This is a genomic window from Micromonospora inyonensis (assembly GCF_900091415.1).
Lineage (GTDB): Bacteria > Actinomycetota > Actinomycetes > Mycobacteriales > Micromonosporaceae > Micromonospora > Micromonospora inyonensis.
The window spans coordinates 408,350-430,250 of sequence record NZ_FMHU01000001.1 but is presented as its reverse complement, the minus strand read 5'-3'; the positions used below and the strand labels follow the sequence as shown (position 1 = coordinate 430,250).

The 21,901-nt window shown below is 73.6% G+C and carries 19 protein-coding genes; 13 read left to right on the top strand and 6 right to left on the bottom strand.

Annotated elements, in window-relative coordinates; all coding sequences use genetic code 11:
• Nucleotides 1-17 precede the first annotated feature (17 nt).
• On the top strand, nt 18-1,754 hold the full coding sequence (locus GA0074694_RS01690; protein WP_091451363.1) for an ABC transporter substrate-binding protein: 1,737 nt from the start codon (nt 18-20) through the stop codon (nt 1,752-1,754).
• Between the two features lie 76 nt (nt 1,755-1,830).
• Here GA0074694_RS01690 and GA0074694_RS01685 read toward each other — a convergent pair whose 3' ends face one another.
• A complete protein-coding gene (locus tag GA0074694_RS01685) occupies nt 1,831-3,972 on the bottom strand; it encodes a S9 family peptidase (protein WP_091451360.1) in 2,142 nt (713 codons plus the stop codon).
• Between the two features lie 120 nt (nt 3,973-4,092).
• Here GA0074694_RS01685 and mshB point away from each other — a divergent pair, with 120 nt between their 5' ends.
• The 3 genes from mshB (at nt 4,093) to GA0074694_RS01670 (ending at nt 6,017) form a co-directional block, all read left to right on the top strand.
• The gene (mshB, locus tag GA0074694_RS01680) at nt 4,093-5,013 is read left to right on the top strand and encodes an N-acetyl-1-D-myo-inositol-2-amino-2-deoxy-alpha-D-glucopyranoside deacetylase (RefSeq protein ID WP_091451355.1); all 921 of its coding nucleotides are present in this window, start codon (nt 4,093-4,095) and stop codon (nt 5,011-5,013) included.
• A 17-nt stretch (nt 5,014-5,030) separates the two neighbouring features.
• Nucleotides 5,031-5,474, top strand: a complete 444-nt coding sequence (locus tag GA0074694_RS01675) for a hypothetical protein (protein WP_091458492.1) — start codon at nt 5,031-5,033, stop codon at nt 5,472-5,474.
• 78 nt (nt 5,475-5,552) lie between these two features.
• Nucleotides 5,553-6,017 carry a hypothetical protein gene (locus GA0074694_RS01670; RefSeq protein ID WP_091451351.1) on the top strand — a complete coding sequence of 155 codons (465 nt, stop codon included), beginning with the start codon at nt 5,553-5,555 and terminating at the stop codon, nt 6,015-6,017.
• A 21-nt stretch (nt 6,018-6,038) separates the two neighbouring features.
• Here GA0074694_RS01670 and GA0074694_RS01665 read toward each other — a convergent pair whose 3' ends face one another.
• Nucleotides 6,039-6,992 (bottom strand): GNAT family N-acetyltransferase, encoded by a 954-nt coding sequence (locus tag GA0074694_RS01665; protein WP_091451348.1) that lies wholly within the window; start codon nt 6,990-6,992, stop codon nt 6,039-6,041.
• A gap of 79 nt (nt 6,993-7,071) precedes the next feature.
• Between GA0074694_RS01665 and fdxA the strand changes: the two genes are divergently transcribed.
• The 5 genes from fdxA (at nt 7,072) to GA0074694_RS01640 (ending at nt 11,160) form a co-directional block, all read left to right on the top strand.
• Nucleotides 7,072-7,398: a ferredoxin gene (gene fdxA, locus GA0074694_RS01660; protein ID WP_176737747.1), complete on the top strand. Its 327-nt coding sequence runs from the start codon at nt 7,072-7,074 to the stop codon at nt 7,396-7,398.
• Nucleotides 7,395-8,510, top strand: a complete 1,116-nt coding sequence (dapC, locus tag GA0074694_RS01655) for a succinyldiaminopimelate transaminase (RefSeq protein ID WP_176737916.1) — start codon at nt 7,395-7,397, stop codon at nt 8,508-8,510. The genes fdxA and dapC overlap by 4 nt, the downstream gene beginning before the upstream one ends.
• A 230-nt stretch (nt 8,511-8,740) precedes the next feature.
• Nucleotides 8,741-9,817 (top strand): prephenate dehydrogenase, encoded by a 1,077-nt coding sequence (locus GA0074694_RS01650; RefSeq protein ID WP_091451339.1) that lies wholly within the window; start codon nt 8,741-8,743, stop codon nt 9,815-9,817.
• A 24-nt stretch (nt 9,818-9,841) separates the two neighbouring features.
• Nucleotides 9,842-10,489 (top strand): SIMPL domain-containing protein, encoded by a 648-nt coding sequence (locus tag GA0074694_RS01645; protein ID WP_091451335.1) that lies wholly within the window; start codon nt 9,842-9,844, stop codon nt 10,487-10,489.
• Nucleotides 10,489-11,160, top strand: a complete 672-nt coding sequence (locus tag GA0074694_RS01640) for a nucleoside/nucleotide kinase family protein (protein WP_091451331.1) — start codon at nt 10,489-10,491, stop codon at nt 11,158-11,160. Before GA0074694_RS01645 ends, GA0074694_RS01640 begins: the two co-directional genes overlap by 1 nt.
• On the opposite strand, the gene GA0074694_RS01635 is transcribed toward GA0074694_RS01640, so the two are convergent.
• Nucleotides 11,137-13,674: a hypothetical protein gene (locus tag GA0074694_RS01635; protein WP_091451328.1), complete on the bottom strand. Its 2,538-nt coding sequence runs from the start codon at nt 13,672-13,674 to the stop codon at nt 11,137-11,139. The genes GA0074694_RS01640 and GA0074694_RS01635 overlap by 24 nt on opposite strands.
• A 102-nt stretch (nt 13,675-13,776) precedes the next feature.
• A complete protein-coding gene (locus tag GA0074694_RS01630) occupies nt 13,777-14,334 on the bottom strand; it encodes a sugar O-acetyltransferase (protein ID WP_091458491.1) in 558 nt (185 codons plus the stop codon).
• Between the two features lie 186 nt (nt 14,335-14,520).
• Here GA0074694_RS01630 and GA0074694_RS01625 point away from each other — a divergent pair, with 186 nt between their 5' ends.
• The gene (locus GA0074694_RS01625; RefSeq protein ID WP_091451325.1) at nt 14,521-17,826 is read left to right on the top strand and encodes a S8 family serine peptidase; all 3,306 of its coding nucleotides are present in this window, start codon (nt 14,521-14,523) and stop codon (nt 17,824-17,826) included.
• Between the two features lie 52 nt (nt 17,827-17,878).
• Here GA0074694_RS01625 and dapD read toward each other — a convergent pair whose 3' ends face one another.
• Nucleotides 17,879-18,838: a 2,3,4,5-tetrahydropyridine-2,6-dicarboxylate N-succinyltransferase gene (dapD, locus tag GA0074694_RS01620; RefSeq protein ID WP_091451321.1), complete on the bottom strand. Its 960-nt coding sequence runs from the start codon at nt 18,836-18,838 to the stop codon at nt 17,879-17,881.
• 79 nt (nt 18,839-18,917) lie between these two features.
• Between dapD and dapE the strand changes: the two genes are divergently transcribed.
• Nucleotides 18,918-19,991, top strand: a complete 1,074-nt coding sequence (dapE, locus tag GA0074694_RS01615) for a succinyl-diaminopimelate desuccinylase (protein ID WP_091451318.1) — start codon at nt 18,918-18,920, stop codon at nt 19,989-19,991.
• A 128-nt stretch (nt 19,992-20,119) separates the two neighbouring features.
• Here the strand turns inward: dapE and GA0074694_RS31330 are convergent, their stop codons facing one another.
• Entirely contained in the window at nt 20,120-20,284 is a 165-nt protein-coding gene (locus GA0074694_RS31330; RefSeq protein WP_176737746.1) for a hypothetical protein, read from the bottom strand.
• A 194-nt stretch (nt 20,285-20,478) separates the two neighbouring features.
• Between GA0074694_RS31330 and GA0074694_RS01610 the strand changes: the two genes are divergently transcribed.
• Both GA0074694_RS01610 and GA0074694_RS01605 read left to right on the top strand, forming a co-directional pair.
• Nucleotides 20,479-21,330, top strand: a complete 852-nt coding sequence (locus GA0074694_RS01610) for an LOG family protein (protein ID WP_091451314.1) — start codon at nt 20,479-20,481, stop codon at nt 21,328-21,330.
• A gap of 4 nt (nt 21,331-21,334) precedes the next feature.
• Nucleotides 21,335-21,898, top strand: coding sequence for an LOG family protein (locus tag GA0074694_RS01605; protein ID WP_091451310.1), 564 nt, complete (start codon nt 21,335-21,337; stop codon nt 21,896-21,898).
• Nucleotides 21,899-21,901 lie beyond the last annotated feature (3 nt).

The following is a 21,901-nucleotide window of genomic DNA, read 5'->3' as shown; positions in this document are numbered from 1 at the left end:
GGGGAGGAGGGCGCGACATGCGCCTGAAGAGGGCAGCCGCCGCAGGCGGAGCGCTCGCACTGCTCGCGGCCATGGCGGCGTGCAGCGAGAACAAGGGCACCGAGGGCACCGTCGACTCCGACCGGGTGCAGAGCGGGTCGATCGCCACCGACCCGAAGGACTCGATGGGACCGGCCCCCGAGGTGCCGGGCGCGGCGAAGGGCGGGACCTTCCGGGTGATCCGGGAGAACAAGATCTCGCACATGGACCCGCAGCGGATCTACTCGTTCGCCGGGCTGATGAACGCCCCGCTCTACAGCCGTTTCCTGACCACGTTCTCCGACGACGGCTCGGGCAAGGTCACCCTGGTCGGCGACCTGGCCGAGACGCCGGGCAAGGACGTCAACTCCGACTGCAAGGTCTGGGAGTTCAAGATCAAGGACGGGGTGAAGTTCGAGGACGGCAGCCCGATCACCTCGAAGGAGATCGCCTACGGCATCGCCCGCTCCTTCGCCCCCGACCTGACCGGCGGCCCGACCTACCTCCAGGAATGGCTCGCCGACACCCCCCAGTACGACACCAAGTGGAACTTCAAGGCCAACAAGACCTCGCTGCCGCCTGGCCTGACCACCCCGGACGCGAAGACTCTGCGCTTCGAGTTCGCGAAGGCGCACTGCGACCTGCCGTTCGCCGCGTCGCTGCCGTACACCGCGCCGCTCAAGCCGGAGAAGGACACCGGGGTCAACCTGGACAACCATCCCTTCTCCTCCGGGCCGTACAAGATCACCAAGAACACCGCCGGCGTCGAGCTGGTGATGGAGCGCAACGAGCACTGGGACGCGAAGACCGACCCGGTGCGGCACGCGTACCCGGACCGGATCGTCTGGAACTTCGGGCCGGACCCGGAGGCGGGAGCCAACCGGGTGATCGCCGACAACGGTGACGACCAGGCCGCGCTGGCTTTCAACGGCGTCCCGGCCGCGCTGGTCGCCCGGGTCGCCGGAGACGCCGCCCTGAAGCCGCGCACCATCCAGGGGCCGACGCCGAGCCTCTGGCGGCTGACCATCAACACCAGCCGGGTCACCGACCTGGCGGTCCGGCAGGCGCTCAACTACGCCATCGACCGCGACGGCTTCATCAAGGCGTACGGCGGTGAGTCCTCCGCCCGCGCGGTGACCACCCTGCTGCCGCCCTCGACCATCGGCTACCAGAAGCACGACGTCTACCCGGCGGGGCCGAACGGCGACATGGCCAAGGCCAAGGAACTGCTCGCCGGCAAGACCCCGGAGCTGGTGCTCGGGATCGGTGACGACTACACCGAACTGGCCACCCAGCTCAAGGGCAACCTGGAGAAGGCCGGCTTCAAGATCACGGTGAAGGTCATCCCGGCCGACGCCAAGCTCGACGAGGTCGGCAAGAAGGACAACCCCTGGGACATCTGGATCGACCAGTGGGCGGCGGACTGGCCGAGCGGCGCGGCGATCCTGCCGGTGCTCTTCGACGGCCGCACCATCAAGGCCACCAACAACAGCAACACGTCGTACGTCAACAACGACGCGATGAACGCCGAGTTCGACCGGGTGCTCGCGCTGCCGGTGGCCGAGCAGGGCGCCGAGTGGGCCAAGCTGGACGAGCGGATCATGAAGGAGCTGGCCCCGGCCGTGCCGCTGTTCGTGGAGAACGGCTTCTACGTGCACGGCTCCAAGGTCGGTGGCGTCTTCATCGACAGCATCTTCGGCTACCCGTCCTTCGTCAACGTGCACGTCAAGCAGTGACCGACCGGCTCGGCTGAGGCCGAGGTGGTAGCAGGGGTCCCCGGTTCGCGCTCTCCGCCGAGCAGGGGACCCCTGCTCACAGGTGGGTACGGAGGAAGTCCAGCTCCAACCGGAGCAGCCGTTCGGCGGTGCCACCGGCGGCCATGTGGGTCGCCCCGGTCAGCGGCAGCACCGCGTGCGGACGGCCGGTGGCCAGCAGCGCCGCCGACAGGCGCAACGTGTGCGCGGCCACCACGTTGTCGTCGGCCAGGCCGTGCACCAGCAGCAGCGGCCGGACGTCGTCCGTGCGGGCCGGCGGCTCGGCGGCCAGCTCGACCAGGTTGTGGTGGCCGTAGACGTCCGAGCCCTCGTCCGGCAGGCCCAGGTACCGCTCGCTGTACGCGGTGTCGTAGAGCGCCCAGTCCGACACCGGCGCCCCGGCGATCCCGCAGCGGAACCGCTCCGGGTGCCGGAGCACCGCCAACGCCGCGAGCCACCCCCCGAACGACCAGCCGCGCACCGCCACCCGCCCCAGGTCGAGGTCGGGGTGCTTCTCGGCCAGCGCGGTCAGCGCGTCGAGCTGGTCGGCGAGGACCACATCCGCCACCCGCCGGTGGATCACCTTCTCGAACGACGGCGAGACGCCCGGCGTACCCCGGTTGTCGACGGTCACCACCGCGAAGCCCGCGTCCGCCCACCACTGCCGTTCCAGCCAGGCCCCCCGGGCGGCCACCACCTCCTGGTGCCCCGGGCCGCCGTAGACGTCCAGCAACACCGGCAGCCGGCGTCCGGCGACGTGGTTGCCCGGGTAGACGACCGCGGCGGGCAACTGCCGGTCGGTCACCCGTTCCAGGGCCGGTCGGGGTGCCCAGGGCGGGGTGGCGGCGTGCGAGCGCAGCGTGGCGACCTCCTCGTCGCCCCGGCGCACCGTCCAGCGGACCCCCGGATGGTCCAGCGAGGCGTACCCGACCACCAGCACGTCCCCGCCGACGACGGCGGTGTGCCAGCCCTCGTCCAGGGTCAGCCGGCGGGCGTCCACCCCGCCCCCGATCACCGTCCGGACCCGGAACAGGTGCCGCTGGCTCGGCTCGCCGTCGCTCGCCTCCACCAGCAGGTCGGCCGGGCCGTTGCCGGCCGTGAGCCGGCCGACCACCCGGCGTACGTAGAGCGAGGGCGGGGTGAGCAGGGTGCCGTCGGCGAAGAGGCACCGGGCGTCGTACCCGTCGTGGGCCAGTTCACCGCCGACCAGCACCCGGCCGTCCGGCAGGTGCGCGGGGGTGCCCGGGATCGGGTCCACCCAGCGCGGGTCGGCCAGCTCGGCGTGCACCTGCGTCTCGCCGGTGCGCGGATCGACCGCCAGCACCAGGCCGTGCTGCTGTGACCGGCGCAGCACCGTGATCAACGGCCCGCCGTCGACCCAGTCCACCGCGACCAGGTATGGGTAGGTCTCGCGGTCCCAGTGCACGTCGACCCAGCCGCCGTCGAGGTCGAGCAGGTGCAGGCTCACCTCCGCGTTCGGGCCACCGGCCACCGGGTACGCGACGCTCACCGGGGGGCTCGCCGGGTCGGCGGGGTCGTGCAGGTGCCAGCGGGTCAACCGGGACTCGTCGACCCGGGCGGCCAGGATCGACCGGCCGTCCGGTGCCCACCAGTAGCCCCGGAACCGGTCGAACTCCTCGGCGGCGATGTGCTCGGCCAGCCCCCAGGTCACGCGGGAGTCCTCACCGGCGAGCATGGTGTCCGACCCGTCCGGCTCGATCACCCGCAGCTCGCCGCGGCGGGTCGTGGCCCCGGCGTCGGTGACGTACGCCAGTCGCTGGCCGGTCGGATCCGGGCGCGGGTCGATCGCCGGACCGGCGGTGGCCACCTCGACCACGTCGCCGTGCACCAGGTCGGCCCGGAACAACCGACCGGCGAGGGTGAAGACGGCCACCCGGGCGGCCGGGTCGGTCGCGTACGAGCCGATGCCGCCGGCGCTGAGCCGCAGCCGTTCGCGCAACGCCCGCTCGGTGGCCGGCAGGTCGCCGGCTGCTCCCTCGCCGCCGAGCAACGCGGTGGGGTCGGCCACCAGGCGCTCCTCGCCGGAGGCGACGTCGAGCAGCCAGAGCGCGTCGGTCGGATCCTGCGGACCGCCCGAGCGCAGGAAGACCACCCGCGATCCGTCGTCGGCCACGGTGACGGCGCGCGGCGCCCCGTGGCTGAACCGTCGGGTGCGCGCGGCCAGCTCCGGATAGTCCACACGGCCGATCGTAGAGGCGGACCGGGGGCGATGTGGCCGACCTGCCGGTACGCGTCGGGAGCCGCCGCCGGCCCGTGCGGTACGCGTGGAGAACCGCCACCGGTCGCCGCGACGGTTAGAGTGGCCGGCGTGACGACGCTGCCCGACCGCCGGCTCCTGCTGGTCCATGCCCACCCCGACGACGAGTCGATCGGCACCGGGTCGACGATGGCGCACTACGCCGCGACCGGTGCCCACGTCACGCTGGTGACCTGCACCCTCGGCGAGGAGGGCGAGATCCACGTGCCGGAGCTGGCCGGGCTCGCCGCCGCCGAGGCCGACCAGCTCGGCGGGTACCGGATCGCGGAACTGGCCGCCGCCTGCGCGGCGCTCGGCGTCACCGACCACCGCTTCCTCGGCGGCGCGGGTCGCTACCGTGACTCCGGCATGATGGGCCTGGCCACGAACGAGCACCCCCGCGCCTTCTGGCAGGCCGACCTGGACACCGCCGCCGGGTACCTGGTGGAGATCATGCGGGAGGTACGTCCGCAGGTCCTGGTCACCTACGACGAGAACGGGTTCTACGGGCACCCGGACCACATCCAGGCGCACCGGGTGGCGATGCGTGCCGTCGAGCTGGCCCGGGCCGAGGGCTTCGCCCCCGCCAAGGTCTACTGGACGGCGATGCCGATCAGCGTGCTGGAAGCCGGCCTGACCCACTTCGCCGACTCCGCGGACAACCCGTTCGCCGACGTCACCGACCTCTCCGAGCTGCCCTTCGGCACTCCCGACAAGGACATCGCGGCGCGGATCGACGCCACCGACCAGCACGCCGCGAAGGAGGCGGCGATGCGGGCCCACGCCACGCAGATCCCGGACAACTCGTGGCTGTACTCGATCGCCGGCAACTTCGGCAGCGAGTTCATGGGCGTGGAGTACTTCTTCCTCGCGGTCGGCGAGAAGGGGCCCGGCAGCGGCCCGTACGGCTGGGAGGACGATCTCTTCGCCGGGTTGGACGCGGCAGCGCCGAGGGACGCCGCCACGGCGGCCGGTCACCGGTGACCCTGCCCACCGCGTCGATGTCGGTCACCCCGGAGCCGGAGCAGGCCGCGCCGCCGTCGTCACCCGGGCGGGCGGTACGGGTGCTCGACCTGGCGCTGCGGGTGGCCGGCGGCGCGCTCGCCGTCTTCGGGGGCGCGCTGACCGCGGTGGTGGAGCTGGTGCTCGCCGGGGTCCGGGTGGGCGGTCAGCTCATCGGCGTGTCGGTGCTGGTGGCGATCGTGGCGAACGTCGTGCTGGGCTGGTTCGCCCACGTCACCGTGGGACGCCGTTGGGCGGTGGTGCTGCCGGCGGTGCCCTGGTTCGCGATGATGGTCGTGGCGGCGGGCCGCACGGACGAGGGGGACGTGCTGCTCTCCGGGAACAACTGGGTGGGCCTGGCGATGATCGTGGCGGGTGCCATGACGTTCGCCGTGGCGGGTTTCCGGCTGATGCTGGCCCCGCCGACCCGAACGGCCAAGTGACGCTGGCCCCACCCTGGTGGTAGATATTCCTGCCAGGAAGCCCGCCGCCGGGGCGGGCGGTACGGCGGGAGGCGTGCGATGAGGGACCAGTGGCGACCGGTCGGCGTGCTGGCGGGCGTGCTGTTCGCGGTCAACGTGGTCGCCCGGCTGGTGGCCCGGTTCGCCTTCGACGAGGATCCGGTCGCCGCCGACCGGGTCTCGCTGGCCATGTTCCTGGTGATCGGGGCGATCCTCGCGGCCGTCACCTTCAACTGGGCACAGCGCAGCGCGGTGGCCCGGTGGGGTGGTGACCTCGCCGCCGCCGTGGGCGTGGCGATGCTGCTGACCGTCCTGGTCGGCCCGCTGCTGGTCGGCAACGACCCGTTCGCCGGCAACGCGGGCACCTTCTTCGCCCAGATCGGGCTCTACCTGCTGGCCACCGGAGCCGGCATCCTGACCGGCTACCTGATCGCCACGGCGCTCGGCGTCGACCACCGCTCCCAGCAGCTCAAGCGGTACGCCGAGGTGAAGAGCGCCAAGCCCCGCCGCCCGGTCCGCCGCTGACCCGGCCCCGCGCCGGCCGGGTCAGGCGGGGGCGACCCGGGTCAGGTACGTGTGGTGGGTGGTGAAGCCGAGGCTCCGGTAGAGGGTGACAGCCGGCGTGTTGCGCTGCTCCACCTGGAGGAAGACGTCGGTGGCACCGGAGTCGGCACCCCAGTCGGCGAGTGCCCGGACCACCTGGCGGGCCAGCCCCCGGCCCCGGAACCCGGGCACCACCTCGATCAGGCTCAGCCCCAGCCAGCGGCCCTCTCCGGTGACCGTCCCCCGGCCGACCGCGACCAGCGCGCCGTCGGCGTACAGGTGGGCGAAGCGGAGTCGGTCCACGGCGGTGAGCACGTGACGCGCGGCGTCGGGGAGGCCGCCCTTGCGCCCGGCGGCGACGGCGAGCCACTGCGCCGACGGGGCGGCCCTCAACTCCACCGTGGGCCCGGGAGCCGGCAGCGTGGCCCGCAGCCGGTCCAGGGCCACGGTCTGCACCAGCGTGGGCGGCCGGGCGCCCCAGCCGCGCGCGTCCAGCTCCGCTCCCACGGGTGTGGCCAGCGGTAGCGGGGTGTTGACCATCGCGGGCTGTCCCTGGTCGGCGTACCAACGTTCGACGGCGTCGACGGCGGCCGGCAGGGGCCGGTCGGGGTCGCCGATCGGCAGCGCCGTGTTCGCGCGTCCGGTCCAGCCGGCGGCGCTGCGTAGCAGCCAGTCACCGAGGTGCCCGCGTACCGGGGCGGGCCAGGACTCGTCGGCGGCGAGTTCCAGCGCGACCACCGCGGCGGCGGTCGGCCGCCGGGCCGCCGGCACCCGCTTGGCCCGGTGCACCTCGTCCCGGGGGACCTGGACCCGGCCCTGGTCGGTGGCGAGGGTGATGTGGGTCTCATCCAGCTCGACCAATTCGCCCAACGCGTCCGAGAAGAGGGGGCGGCCCTCACGAATCCCCACAATCCGACGGACCACGATCCGATGTCCCACATCCTGCTGTCGGAGCACGATCGACCTCCTCCCCGGCGAGATACTAGGCTCTTACCGTCGCGGCGGATCGCGACGCGTCTTGCGGAGGAGAAGACCGGTGACCTACATCATCGCCGAGCCGTGCGTGGATGTACTCGACAAGGCATGCATCGAGGAGTGCCCGGTCGACTGCATCTACGAGGGCAACCGGATGCTCTACATCCACCCCGACGAGTGCGTCGACTGCGGTGCCTGTGAGCCGGTCTGCCCGGTCGAGGCGATCTTCTACGAGGACGACGTCCCGGAGAACTGGAAGGACTACACCTCGGCGAACTACGAGTTCTTCGAGGACCTCGGCTCTCCGGGCGGTGCCTCGAAGATCGGCAAGATCGAGAAGGACACGCCGTTCGTCGCCGCCCAGCCGCCACGCGGAGAGGGCCACTGAACCGGCCCGCGCCGGTCTCGTCGCGGCTGCCCGAGTTCACCTGGGACGCCCTGGACGCCGCGGCCGCCCTGGCCGCGGCGCACCCGGACGGGATGATCAACCTGTCCATCGGCACCCCGGTCGACCCGGTGCCCCAGGTGGTCCGTCGGGCGCTGGCGGACGCGTCCGACACACCCGGGTATCCGCTCACCGCGGGCACGCCCGCGTTGCGCGAGGCCATCGCGACCTGGGTGCGGCGCACCTGCGGGGCGACCGCCGACGGGTTCGGCGTGCTGCCGACGATCGGCTCCAAGGAGCTGGTCGCCTGGCTGCCGACCCTGCTCGGCATCGGTCCGGGTGACGTGGTCGTGGTGCCGTCGGTCTGTTACCCCACCTACTCCGACGGGGTCCGACTGGCCGGCGCCACCGAGGTGCGGACCGACTCGCTGACCGCGGTCGGGCCGACCCCCCGGGTCCGCCTCGTCTGGGTGAACTCGCCGGCCAACCCGACCGGCCGGGTGCTGCCCGCCGCGCACCTGCGCAAGGTGGTCGACTGGGCGCGCGAGCGGGGCGCCGTGGTGGCCAGCGACGAGTGCTACCTGCCGCTGGGCTGGTCGGCCGACGCCGAACCGGTGTCGGTGCTCTCGCCCGAGGTCTGCGGCGGCTCGTACGAGGGCGTCCTCGCCGTGCACTCGCTCTCCAAGCGCTCGAACCTCGCCGGGTACCGGGCCGGGCTGGTCGCCGGGGACCCGACCCTGGTCGCCGAGCTGCTCAAGGTCCGTAAGCACGCCGGCATGATCGTGCCCGCACCGGTGCAGGCGGCGATGGTGGCCGCGTTGACCGACGACCGGCACGCCGACGAGCAGCGGGAACGCTACCGGGCCCGGCGGGAGGCGCTGCTCGCCGCGTTCACCGGGGCCGGGTTCACCGTCGAGCACTCCGAGGCGGGGCTCTACCTCTGGCTCAGCCGGGGTGGCGAGGAGTGCTGGCAGACCGTCGACTGGCTGGCCCGGCGGGGCATCCTGGCCGCCGCGGGGGCGCTCTACGGGCCCGGCGGCAGCCACCACGTCCGGATCGCGTTCACCGCCTCGGACGAGCAGGTCGCGGCGGTGCCCGGCCGACTCGCCCGCTAGCGGCTTCCGCCGGGAGCGCCAGGAAAGACCGGCCCTGGTCGTACCTCGCCGTCGGGGCCTTCGAGCGCCTGCGGCGGGAGGTCGGCACGACCGCTTACCGACTGCGGGTGGGCCGTCCGCGTGCTGGTCGTGGGCGGCGCGGCCGTCCGCGTCGGGCCGTGCAGGGGATATCCTCGGCGCTCGAACGGGTCGGTTGGGACCCGCACCGAGCGGAACCCGAGGTAGGGAAGATGGCGGCAAGCTCCGGGGCGCGGGTTCGGGCGGCGGTGGTCGGTACCGGCCTGATCGGTGGCTCGGTCCTGCTCCGGCTGCACCGGGCCGGCCTCGACGTGACCGGGTGGGACCCGGACCCGGCGACCCGCCTGGCGGCCCGTGGTAGTGGGGTCACCTGCCCCGACGAGCTGACCGAGGCGGTCGTCGGCCGGAACGTGGTCTTCCTCTGCGGGCCGTTGCCGACCCTGCCGCAGACCCTGCCGACGGTCGCGGCGGCGACCGGCGAGGAGTGCATCCTCACCGACGTGGGCAGCACCAAGTCGGGTCTGGCCGCCCTCGCCGCCGCGCACGGCCTGACCCACCGCTTCGTACCGGGGCACCCGATGGCCGGCACCGACCGGGCCGGGATCGGCGCCGCCGAACCGGACCTCTTCGCCGGTGCCGCCTGGGTGCTCTGCCCCTCGGCGGGGCCGGGGCTCGCCTCGTTCCGGAGGCTGGCCGCGCTGATCCTGGAGGTCTTCCGGGCGCGGGTGGTGCCGATGGCGGCCGACGGGCACGACGCGGTGGTGGCGCTCTCCTCGCATGTGCCGCACCTGCTGGCCGGGGCCCTGGCCGGCGCCGCCGGCCGTTCCACGCTGCGTGACGCGGTGCTGGCGTTGGCCGCCGGGAGCTTCCGGGACGGCAGCCGGGTGGCCGGTGCGCCGGCCGAGCGGACCGCCAACATGCTGCTCGACAACCGGGAGTACGTACTGCGGGAACTGGCCGGTGTCCGGTCCTTCCTGGACGAGTTGGCCGGCGCGCTCGCCGACGCCGACGCCGGTGCGCTCACCGCCGCCTGCCGGGAGGCCCGAACGGCGCGGTCCGCCCTGCTCGGCCGGACCTTCACCGAGTTCCGGCGCACCTTCCCGACCGTTCCCGGCGACCGCCCCGGGGCGGTCGCCGGTGCTCCGGCGGCCGGCGGGCCGGGTGGGCCTGCGGGCAGCCCGGACGAGCTGGGGTTCCTGCTCGCGCTCGGTTCGGCCGGCGGGCACCTCGGTGGGTGCCGGGTGAGCGGTACGACGGTCGAGTACACCGCGCACAAGCCGGCGGGGTAGGCGGAGCGCGGTTAGGGTGAGCTCATGGTGGACGGACCGGTGGTGACGGTACGCGGCGAAGCGTACCGGGAGGTGGCGCCCGAGATCGCCCGCTTCACGGTGACCGCGATGGCCCGTGACCGGGACCGCGAGGTGACCCTGACCCGGCTGGCCGAGCGGGCCGCCGCGATCCGGGTGCTGCTCGACGGCTACGGTCCGGCGGTGGACCGCCGGGAGACCGGTGAGCTGCGGGTCCGGCCCGAGTTGAAGCGTTCCGGCGAGCGGGTGGTCGCGTACCACGGCAGCGTCACCACCACGGTCACGGTCACCGACTTCGCCGCCCTCGGCGAGCTGATGCTCCGGCTGGCCGACCAGGACCAGGTCTCGGTCGCCGGCCCGTGGTGGTCGCTGCGGCCGGACAGCCCGGTGCACCGCCAGGCGCGGCAGGCCGCCATCGCCGAGGCGCTCAACCGGGCCCGGGAGTACGCCGAGGCGCTCGGTGCCCGGGTGACCGGCCTGATCGAACTCTCCGATTCGGGGATGGCCGCCCAGCCGATGACGTTCCGGGCGGCCGGCTTCACGGGCGTGGCGGAGTCAGCCGGGGCCCCGGAGATCGACCTCGACCCGCAGCAGCAGACCGTCCAGGCCGCCGTCGAGGCACGGTTCGCGATCAGCGAGCCGGTTCTGGGCTGATGCCCCGGCCGTCCGCGCCCGGTCCCGTGCCGGCCCGGGAGTGCCCGGTCGACGAGCTGGTGGCCCGGGCCCGGGAGCTGGCCGTCGCCGGGCCCCGGCAGCTGCTCGGCATCGCCGGGGCTCCCGGTGCGGGGAAGTCGACCCTCGCCGAGCGGATCGTCGCCGAGGTCGGGCCGACCGCCCGGCTGGTGCCGATGGACGGCTTCCACCTCGCCCAGGCGGAGCTGGACCGGCTCGGTCTGGCCGACCGCAAGGGCGCGGTGGAGACCTTCGACGCGTACGGCTTCGCGGCGTTGCTGCGCCGGCTGCACCGGCTGGAGCCGGTCGCCGTGTACGCGCCGGCCTTCCACCGCGAGATCGAGGAACCCGTCGCCGGGTCGATCGCGGTGCCGCCCTGGGTCACGCTCGTGGTGACCGAGGGCAACTACCTCCTCCTTCCCGACGACCCCTGGGACGAGGTCCGCACCCTGCTGCACGACGCCTGGTTCCTCGACCTGGACGCCGGGCTGCGGCGGCGCCGGCTCACCGCCCGGCACGTCGCGTACGGCCGGTCGCCGGCCGAGGCGGAGCGCTGGGCGCGCGGGTCCGACGAGGCGAACGCGGCCCTGGTGGCCGGCACCGCGCACCGCGCCGACCTGGTGGTCCGGCTAGCCGACCCCCTCCCGGGGTGACGGGACGGTCCCGCGCAGCAGCCCCGCCACCCGCTCCCGCTCGACGAGGAACTCCGGGGACTCCGGGTACCCGCCGTGGTTGCGGATCGGCGGGTCGACGACCTCGCCGCCGGTCGGGTGCAGCCCCTCCGGGTCCCGCACGCTGACCTGACGGTGGGCGGCGGGCACCGGCCAGCCCAACGGGTCGGTCTCCCGCCAGAAGTTCGTCCAGCCGGTGCGACCGTGCCGGTCGGTGAGCGCGTCGGCCAGCACCGGCAACCGGTGGGGGCCGAAGTACGCCGGGAAGACCCGCCCGTAGAGCCGGGTCAGCTGGCAGCCGTACGAGAAGAACCGGACCCGGCGCCGCCAGCGGGCCGGCAACTGGAGGAGCACGGCCGCGCAGATCACCGCGCCCTGGCTGTGCCCGGAGAGGATGATGCCCGCCACCCCGCGCGGGTCGTCCTCGGGCAGCGCCAGCAGGCCGGCGGTGCGGGTCTGCAACTCCGGTACGGCGCGTTCGGCGTAGCTGGGCGGGGCGAACGGGTGGGCGGACCGGGGCCAGAACGTGCCGACGTCCCAGATCACGCCGACGGACCGGCGGACGGTGTCGTTGCGGTACACCAGCAGGCCCAGCGTCGCGACCACCACGGGCAGCAAGCCGAGGAGCCGGTCTCCGGCGTCGGCCGCCCCGTCGACCAGTGCCGCCCAGCCGCTGTCCGGCGCACGGTGGGGACCGGTCCCGGAGAGCGCGGCGACGCAGCCGAGCGCGGCGAGGGCGAGCAGTGCCGCGCCGCACCACCCGCCGAGCCGGATCGCGTGTTCGCCGACGAGTCGGTGCAGGGCACGGAACGTGCTCACGTCCCGGCAGCGGCGCAGGTCGTGGGCGGAGAGCCGGCGGCCGGGCAGGCTGAGGTGCTGGTACTCCTGCCGGCGCAGCCGGGCGAAGAGCATCCCGGCATGGACGGCGCTGACGAGGACGACCAGCAGCGATCCGCCGAACACCAGCCCGGCCCAGGTCACCGGCACGGGCGGGACGACGCCGACCCGGTCGTCGGGGTTGAGCCGGTTGCCGACCCAGTAGACCACCCCCGTGCAGTACGCGACGGCGAGCAGCCAGCCGAGCCCGGCGATCAGCATCGGGCCCCGACCACCCCAGGCCAGCCCGGTGTGCCCCGTCCCGGGCGGGTCGACCGGGGCGGCGCGGGGGAGGAGGAGCCCGGTGCCGGCCACCGCGACCGCCGAGCCCACCAGCATCCACAGGTCGGGGCCCTCGGGTGGCGCGGACGCCCCGGGCAGCCAGCCGGACGTCCAGGCGACCGCGGCCACCAGGGCGAGCCCCGCGCCGGCCGGTACGACGAGCGCCCGCCGCCCCGAGCGGGCGACCGCGCCGATCGCGACCAGCAGGAACAGCTGCCCGACGCCCCACCCGGCGATCACCCCGTCGTAGCCGGGCAGGGAACGGTCGGCCCGGCAGCCGGCGGCGTCCGGTGTGGCGACGCAGCCGTGCGGCGGGCGCAGCTCGGCGAGGGGCACGCCGGCCGGGCCGTCGGGCAGGAGCAGGAGCGCGAAGGTGCCGGCCAATCCGCCCAGCGTGCTGACCACGACCAGGGCGCTGTACGGCCCGAGCGGGGTCCGGCCACCGCGTCGGGTGAGGTACGGCCGACCGAGGGCCACCACGGCGACCGTCACCGGGAGCACCAGCAGGGCCACGGTGAGCCCGGCGAGGACGGCCCGTGGTCCGGCCGGCGGGTCCATCACCAGTACCGCGCCGAGCGGTACCGCCGCCGCGACGGCCGTACCGGTGCACAGGTGCAGCACGGCGGCCCGCCGTAGCTGCCCCTCGCCGCACCAGAAGGTGGGGTCCTGCAACGGGTTGACCATCGGCACCCCGACCGGGGGGACGACGCCCGGTCCGACCGGCATCTCCGCCTCGTACTGGTAGGTACGCCAGCTGAGCAGCCCGACCAGCGCGATCAGGGCGAGTGGCACCAGCAGCCCGACGGCGAGCGCGTGCGCGTCCTGGCTCCACCAGCCGTGCCCGAGGAACTCCCAGGGGCCGGGCAGCCGGCGCAGGCAGCTCCGGTCCACGCACTGCCAGCCGATCAGGTCGACCCCGATTCCGGTGGCGGTGAGGACCAGGGTGCCGGTCAGGCTGAGACAGAACAGCCGGATCAGCCAGCCGACGATGCCGGCACGGCAGGACCACCGTTCCCGCTCCGGGTCGGCGGGGATCTCCGGCCGGGCGTGCAGGGCGACGTTGGCGAGGGTGAACGGGAGCAGCACCGTCCAGAGTGCGCGTTCGACGTCCCGCGCGGTCCGCGCGCCCGAGGTCAGCCGACCCCAGCTGTACGCCTCGACCGTGACCCGCTCGTCCTGGTCGGACCCGGGGCGACGGTAGAAGCCGGTGACCTCGTCACCGGCGACGAGCCACGGCTGCGGGGGTGGTCCGTCCGGTTCCGGGAGCAGGCCCAGCAGCTCGTCCGGTGGCGTATTGGACACGCCGTGCACGCGTAGTTCGAGCACTCGACCAGCCATCCCTGCCTCCCGGTGACGGCGTCACTACCCAGAGTGCTCCGATGGGGGCGGGTGGGGCCAGTAGTTCTATCCGTTTTTGCAGCTCAGATGGATCCGAGGCGGTCAGCCGAAAGTGCGGACCGCGCGGGCGGGGTTACCGACGGCCACTACGTTCGGTGGCAGGTCCCGGGTGACCACCGCGCCCGCGCCCACCACGGTGTTGTCCCCGATGGTGACCCCGGGGAGCACGATCACGCCACCGCCGAGCCAGACGTTGTCGCCGATGGTGATCGGGCGGGCCGCCTCCCACTTGTCCCGGCGGGGCTCCGGTTCGACCGGGTGGGTGGCGGTGAGCAGTTGCACGTTCGGCCCGATCTGCGCGTCGGCGCCGATGGTGATCGGGGCGACGTCCAGGAAGACCGCGTTGACGTTGACGAACCCGCGTGGCCCGATGGTGATCCGGGAGCCGTAGTCGCAGTGGAACGGTGGCCGGACCCAGGTGCCCTCGCCGACTGAGCCGAGCAGCTCCCGGAGGGTGGCGAGCCGGCCCTCGGGGTCGTCCGCGCGACTGCCGTTGAACCGCTCCATCGCGAGGGCGGCCCAGTCCAGTTCGGCGAGGATCTCCGGGTCGTCCGCCCGGTACAGATCCCCGGCGAGCATGCGTTCCCTCATCGACGTCACCCCGTCGAGCATGCCGCAGGGACGGCCGGCAGGCCAGGAAGGTTGCATATGGTTCCGGGTTTTCTGGTCGGATCAAGGACATTTTGTGGAGATCTGATATGGAAACGTGGGGCGGGCCGTGTCGATGTGATCAGCATCGACGAGAACGCTCCTCAAGGAGGTCGCGTGCCATGAACAGGGAAATCCGTGGGTGTCGGGCTGGTCCTGGGTCTGCTGCTCGGCGCGGCCACGGCCGTACCGCCCGCGTCGTCCGCTCCGGCCGCGACCGGCCCCGGACCGGCCGTCACCCCGGCAACGGCCACGGGTGCCGGACGTCCGGTAACGGTCACACTGATCACCGGGGACCGGGTCACGGTCACCGGGGGCACCGCGGTCAGCGTCCGCCCGGGTTCCGGGCGGGCCGGCATGACGTTCGTGACCCGCCGGACCGGGGACCACCTCTCCGTCCTGCCCTGGGACGCGGTGCACCTGGTCCGGTCCGGTCGGGTGGACCAGCGGCTCTTCGACGTCACCGAACTGGTCTCCGCCGGGTACGACGACGCGCGGCGGGACACCCTGCCGCTGCTGGTGCGGTACCGGGGCGGGGCGGAACGGAAGGCCCCTCCCGTCGGCACCCGCGTCACCCGGGACCTGCCCGCCATCGGCGGCGCGGCGGTCGCGGCCACGAAGGACCGGGCCGCCGCCGTCTGGGCGGCGCTCACCACCGGTACGGCCGGCAACCGGGTCGACACGACGGGGGGCGTCGACCGGATCTGGCTGGACGGCCGGCGTCGGGTGAACCTGGACCGGAGCGTGGCCCAGATCGGCGCGCCCGAGGCGCACCGCGACGGGTGGACCGGTCGGGGCGTACGGGTGGCGGTGCTCGACACCGGCGTCGACGCGACGCATCCGGACCTGGCCGGACGGGTCGCGGAGAGCCGCAACTTCGCCGAGACCGCCGACGGAGACGACACGGTCGGGCACGGCACCCACGTCGCGTCGATCATCGCCGGCAGCGGAGCCGCCGCCGACGGCCGGTACCGCGGGGTCGCGCCGGACGCCACCCTGCTCTCCGGCAAGGTGTGCGAGAGCGAGTTCTGCACCGAGTCGGCGATCCTGGCCGGCATGCAGTGGGCCACGGTCGAGCAGCGGGCCGCGGTGGTCAACCTGAGCCTGGGTGGCCCGGACACCCCGCAGGTCGACCCGTTGGAGGAGGCGGTCGGAAAGCTCACCGCGCAGACCGGTGCGCTCTTCGTGATCGCCGCCGGCAACGACGGCTCCGACGCCTCGGTCAGCTCCCCGGGCAGCGCGGACGCGGCGTTGACCGTCGGCGCCGTGGACCGCGCGGACGACCTCGCCGAGTTCTCCAGCCGGGGCCCCCGCCCGTACGACGAGGGAATCAAGCCCGACGTCACCGCACCGGGTGTCGGCATCGTCGCGGCACGGGCCGCCAGGGGACAGATCGGCGACCCGGTCGGGGAACGCCACGTGAGCCTCTCCGGCACCTCGATGGCCGCCCCGCAGGTGGCCGGCGCGGCGGCGCTCCTGGCCCAGCAGCGTCCCGGGGCGGACGCGGGTCAGCTCAAGGCCCTCCTGATGGCCTCGGCGCGGGCGCACCCGGAGCAAACCGTCTTCCAGCAGGGCGCGGGCCGGGTCGACGTGGCCGCCGCCGTCGACCAGCGGGTCACCAGCGACCCGCCCAGCGTCTCGTTCGGCCGGACCATGTGGCCGCACCACGACGATGCCCCGGTCGTCCGGTCGGTGGCGTACCGCAACCCCGGCGGCAGTCCGGTGACCCTGCACCTGACCCTGGTGGTCACCGGCCCCGACGGCGCGCCCGCGCCGGCCGGCATGTTCCGGCTCGGCGCGGACCGGGTGACCGTCCCGGCCGGTGGTCGGGCGGAGGTGCCGGTCGCCGCTGACACCAGCGTGGCCGGGCCCGACGGGTACTACACCGGCCGGCTCGTGGCCCGCTCCGACGCCGGCACGGTGGCGACCCCGCTGACCGTGCACCGGGAGGTAGAGAGCTACCAGTTGACCGTCGAGATCCTCGACGGGACCGGGGCGCGCGCGAACGACCACTGGACCCAGCTCTACGGCCTCGACCAGTGGTACGTGCAGGAGCTCCACGGTGCCGGCGACGTGATCACGGTCCGGGTCCCGAAGGGCCGCTACGGGCTGGCCAGTGCCCTCTTCACCGAGGCCCAAGGCGGCTTCGCCCTGCTCGCCCAGCCGGAACTGACCCTCGACGGGGACACCCGGGTCACCGTCGACGCACGGCGGACCGGGCCGGTCCGGATGGCCGTGCCCGACGATTCGGCGGTGCCGGGGATGGTGAACGTCACCGTGCACTTCACCGCCGACCACGGCTCCTACGGCTTCGGCGTGGGGGGCGACGACTTCACCGGCGTCCGGACCGGCCGGGTCGGCGGAAGTGTCCCGGCGGAGCGGTTCGTCAGCTCGATCTCCAGTCAGTGGGTCCACCGCGAGGCGGAGGTCAGCCCGTACCTGTACGCGCTGAGCGAGACGTTCGGCGGCACGGTGCCGACCGGGTTCGTCCGGGACTACCGTCACCGTGACCTGGCCGCCGTCCATCAACGGTTCCTCGGTGACCCCACGGTGGAAGCGGACCGGGTGGTCTTCCCGCGGCAGGAGGGGGTCGGCTTCGCGTACGCGGTCGCGCTGCCCACCGCCCTGCCCGGCAGCCGGGTCGAGTACGTCAACGCCGCCGCCGGGCTGCGCTGGTGGTCGATCCTGGGGACCGGGGAACGCGCCGACGGCGGGTGGTTGGAGAGCCGCACGACGCACTTCTCGGAACCGGTCGCCTACCCGGCGGGGCGCTCCCACCGGGACGAGTGGAACGGCGCGCCGTCGGGGCCGGCCCTTCCCGCGCCGGACTCCGGCATCACCCGGTACGGCGACACGATCCTGGTGGACATCCCGGTGTTCAGCGACGCCCGCGGCCATGCCGGAATCTCGTTCGCCGACACCGAGCGGACGGTCCTGTACCGCAACGGCGAGCTGGTCGGGGAGAGCCCCTCCGCCGGGTCCGGTCTGTTCGTCGTCCCACCGGAGGCCGCCGAGTACCGGCTGGAGGTGTTCGCCGCCCGGGACTTCACCGACCTGAGCACCGAAGTGGCCGCGAGTTGGACGTTCCGCTCCGCCCGCGTGCCGGGGGACGCCCCGGTCGGGCAGCCCGCGATGGCGGTCCGCTTCGCGCCGGGGCTGGACGGGACCGGCACCGCCCCGGCCGGGCGGGTCGCGACGATCCCGGTGACGGTGCAACGGCCACCGGGAACACCGGCGGCCACGGTGACCGCGCTGACCGTGGACGTCTCGTACGACGGGGGCGACAGTTGGCAGCCGGCGCGAGTGCGGAAGCAGGGCTCCGGCTGGGTGGCCACGGTACGGCACCCGTCCGGGCCGGGCTGGGTGTCGTTACGGGCCAGCGCCACCGGCAGTGACGGCAGCGTGGTCACCCAGAGGATCATGCAGGCGTACCGGTTGGGGTGAGGCGCGTCGGCGTCCCGGCCCGTGGGCTCGCCACGGGCCGGGACGGGCCGGGTCAGTCGTTGGCGTGCAGGGCGGCGTTCAGGGTGATGCCCTGGCCGGTGCGCGGCCGGGCCTCCAGCGCGCCGGTGACCGAGTTGCGCAGGAACAGCAGCCCGTCGACGCCGGACAGCTCGCGGGCCTTGACCACCCGGCCGTCCGGCAGGGTGATCTTCGCCGCGGCGGTGACGTAGCAGCCGGCCTCGACCACGCAGTCGTCACCGAGGGAGATGCCGACCCCGGCGTTCGCCCCGATCAGGCTGCGCTCGCCGATGCTGATCCGGTCGGTGCCGCCGCCGGAGAGGGTGCCCATGATCGACGCGCCGCCGCCGATGTCGGAGCCGTCGCCGACCACCACACCCTGGACGATCCGCCCCTCCACCATCGAGGTGCCGAGCGTACCGGCGTTGAAGTTGACGAAGCCCTCGTGCATGACGGTGGTGCCCGAGGCGAGGTGCGCGCCGAGCCGGACCCGGTCGGCGTCGGCGATCCGCACCCCGGAGGGAACCACGTAGTCGGTCATCCGGGGGAACTTGTCCACCCCGTACACGGCCAGGTGGCGGCCGGCGGCCCGCTCGATCACCCGCAGCTCGTCCACCCGCTCCGGCGGGCACGGCCCGGCCGACGTCCAGGCCACGTTCGCCAGCTTGCCGAAGATGCCGTCGAGGTTGAGGCCGTTCGGCCGCACCAGGCGGTGGGAGAGCAGGTGCAGCCGCAGGTACGCGTCCGAGGTGTCCTTGATCGGGTCGTCCAGCGAGCCGATCACGGTGACCACCTCGACGGTACGCAGACCCGGCAGGGCCCGCTCGCCGACCGCCCCCGGCGGCAGGTCGAGCACGTCCGCCTTCTCCTCGCCGGGAACCAGGGGCAGCTCGCCGAGGCCGAGCTTGCCGGTCGGGTACCAGGTGTCGAGGACCTGGTCGTCGGCGGTGACGGTGGCCACGCCGATACCCCAGGCAGACTGTGCGGACGTCACGGTTTCACCCTTCGTTCACGGCCGGCGGGCGCGCACGCTCACTGCCGGCTCCTACCGCCCTGACGGTACCGTGCGAACCATGGAGAACCCGCTGACCCCCGAGGTCCTCGCCGATCCGGTGGCGTTGACCCGTGCCCTGGTGGACATCGAGTCCGTGTCCCTGAACGAGAAGGCGATCGCCGACTGTGTCGAGCAGGTGCTCCGGGCGGTCCCGCACCTGACCACCCACCGGTACGGCAACACCGTGATGGCCCGTACCGAGCTGGGCCGCGCGCAGCGGGTGGTGCTCGCCGGCCACCTGGACACCGTCCCGCTGAACGGCAACTTCCCGTCCAGCATGCGCGGCGACCTGATGTACGGCTGCGGCACCTCCGACATGAAGTCCGGCGTGGCGTACGCGCTGCACCTGGCGGTCACCCTGCCCGACCCCCGGTACGACGTCACGTACTTCTTCTACGAGGGCGAGGAGATCGAGCAGAAGTACAACGGCCTGCACCTGGTCGCCGCGGCACACCCGGAGTGGCTCCGGGCGGACTTCGCCGTGCTGCTCGAACCGACCTACGGCATCGTGGAGGCGGGCTGCCAGGGCACCATGCGGGCGGTCGTCACCACGGTCGGCGAGCGCGCCCACGCGGCCCGGTCCTGGAATGGGGTGAACGCGATCCACGGGGCCGGCGAGGTGCTGCGCCGGCTGGCCACGTACGAGGCCCGTCGGGTCACCATCGACGGCTGCGCGTACCGGGAGGGGATGAACGCGGTCCGGATCTCCGGCGGGGTGGCGGGCAACGTCGTTCCGGACCGGTGCGACATCGAGGTCAACTACCGGTTCGCGCCGGACCGGGACCCGGCGGCGGCCGAGGCGCACCTGCGTGCGGTCCTCGACGGCTTCGAGCTGACCGTGACCGACGTGGCCGCCGGGGCGGCCCCGGGGCTGGACGCGCCGGTGGCGCAGGAGTTCCTGGCGGCGGTCGGCGCGGCACCGATCGGCAAGCTGGGCTGGACGGACGTGGCCCGCTTCGCGGCGATGGGCATCCCCGCGCTGAACTTCGGCCCCGGCGACCCGAACCTGGCGCACCACAAGGACGAGCACGTCGAGATCTCCAAGATCCGCGACGGGGCGGCGACCCTGCACCGGTGGTTGGCCCCGGCCTGACCCACCGCCGGCCGGCCCGACCGGCGACCCGCCCGGGGTGACCAGGAGACGACCTGGCCACCCGGGCGGCCGAGGCTGTCGCGCGCGGTCACCCCCCCGGTGCGCGCGGACAGCCGTCGTGCGGTCGGTCAGCTGTTGCTCAGTGCGGGCACGTCGACGTCCGCCCGCGTTTCGGTCTCGCCGGCCAGCTCGATGGTCTGCATCTGGCGGGCGCGACGGCGCTCGGCCACCACGTCCCGGATCCGTCGCTGCATCTGCCGCCGGATCCGGATCCTCTCGTTGTTGCTGATCACGCTGCTCCTCCCCCGAAGGCGCGCCGGGGGCGTCCCCCGTGTGTGAATAGTAGGACGCACGTGCGACCGAATAAGTTGCGTTCCGATGGCGGGAGTTCGTCTCCCGGTCGACCGGACGTCCCGTCCGCCGGTGGCCGCGAGTTCTCGGACGACCCTCCCGACCTGCGGCGCGGCACTCCACTACGGTGGCTTGCATGAGCCAGAGCAACGGACGGGACACCGGACACGGTCTGTCCGAGGTACGACACCGGGGCGCGGTGACGCTGCGCCGCCGGGCCCTGCCGACCAGCACCGCCGACGAGCGGCTGCTGGACTCGCGGGGCCGGGCCGACTGGAAGACCCGCGACGCCTGGCGTGCGCTGCGGATCCTCTCCGAGTTCGTCGAGGGGTTCGACACGCTGGCCGACCTGCCGTCGGCGGTGAGCGTCTTCGGTTCGGCCCGGAGCAAGCCGGACAGTCCGGAGTGCCAGCTGGCCGAGCAGGTGGGGGCGGCGCTGGCCCGGGCCGGGTACGCGGTCATCACCGGCGGGGGGCCGGGGGTGATGGAGGCGGCGAACCGGGGGGCCAGTGAGGCCGGTGGGCTCTCCGTCGGCCTCGGCATCGAGCTTCCCTTCGAGCAGGGCCTCAACGAATGGGTCGACCTGGCCATCGACTTCCGCTACTTCTTCGCCCGCAAGACCATGTTCGTCAAGTACGCCCAGGCGTTCGTCGTCCTGCCCGGTGGATTCGGCACCATGGACGAACTCTTCGAGGCGCTGACCCTGGTGCAGACCGGCAAGGTGACCCGGTTCCCGGTGGTGCTGATGGGCACGGACTACTGGCGGGGGCTGCTGTACTGGTTGCGCGACACGATGGCCGCCGATGGCAAGATCGGTCCGGTGGACCTGGAACTGATCTGCCTCACCGACGACGTGGACGCGGCCGTCCGGCACATCGTCGAGGCCGAGGCGCAGCTCTCCGCCGAGCAGGAAGCGGTACGCGAGGAGGCGGTGGCCCGTACCGCCGCCGACCAGAGGGCCGCGGCCGACGAGCGTCGGGAGGGCTGAGCCGGTGGCCGCGATCGGCGTGTTCTGCGCCTCCTCCCGGACCCTCGACCGGCGCTGGCTCGACCTCGCCTTCGACACGGGGGCGGAGCTGGCCCGGCGGGGGCACACGCTGGTCAGCGGAGGCGGTTGCGTCGGCATGATGGGGGCGCTGGCCGACGGCGCGCGTTCCGGGGGCGCGCGGACCGTCGGGGTGATCCCGCAGGCGCTGGTCGACCTGGAGGTTGCCGACCTGGCCTCCGACGAACTGCTGGTCACCGACTCGATGGCCAGCCGCAAGACGGTGCTGATCGAGCGCTCGGACGCCTTCCTCACCCTGCCCGGCGGGCTCGGCACGCTGGACGAACTCTTCGAGGTGTGGACCACGGCGACCCTGGCGATGCACGACAAGCCGATGGTGCTGCTCGACACGGACGGCTTCTACCGCCCCCTGCTGGACTGGCTCACCACCCTGACCGACCAGCACTTCGTCAAGCCCGCCGGGCAGGATCTCCTCCTGGTGGCGCACACCCTCGCCGAGGCCCTGGACACCATCGACTCCCGCCTCCCCCTGACCCGCCGACCCGCCTGACCA